Consider the following 529-nt stretch of genomic DNA (forward strand, 5'->3'; position numbering starts at 1 on the left):
TGGGGGAGCAAATGTTTTCATGATATTTATAATGTTGTCGTTCATCGTGATTGTTCCGTCAAAATCACAAATAACAAAAGGTTTTCGAGTCGTCATACGGCTTCAACCTTTCCCCATTTATCTAGCGCAAGCTTAAGATCCTTGCATTGTTCGGCTTTTTCATCAATCGGCTGGGCCTCTAGGACCGCATCAATAATGGCTCTGAACGCTCGCCCCCCGCCTTGGGCACCGTTCGGATGTCCATGTACGCCTCCTCCGGCGTTAATAATGTGGTCTATGCCGAAATCACGCATTAATAGCGGAACCATGCCGCGATGAATGCCTGCTGACGGAACCGCAAATGTTTGGTTAAAAGCATCCTCTCTCACACATTCTTCATGGATCGCCAGTGCGTCTGCTCTTGGAAGCGCAACCGAACCATATGGAGACGGAAAGAGGCTGAAGTCAGCACCGCAATATCGATTTAATTTTCCGAGTAAAAGAGCGTGAGAAAAACCGTAAAACGGAGAAGACGTAAACGCTCCGCTCA

Annotated in this window: 1 protein-coding gene and 1 pseudogene; both read right to left on the reverse strand. The window is 47.6% G+C overall.

The genetic code is table 11. The features are described from left to right. Positions 1-96, reverse strand: a pseudogene (gene mtnX, locus ACWHAR_RS31630) (2-hydroxy-3-keto-5-methylthiopentenyl-1-phosphate phosphatase); the annotation flags it as partial. Then, positions 93-529, reverse strand: a 437-nt coding sequence (locus ACWHAR_RS31635) for a RuBisCO large subunit C-terminal-like domain-containing protein (protein ID WP_452088998.1), incomplete at its 5' end; no start/stop codon positions are given. The gene ACWHAR_RS31635 and the pseudogene mtnX, both read right to left, overlap by 4 nt.

Source organism: Bacillus sp. LR--39, from assembly GCF_053613335.1.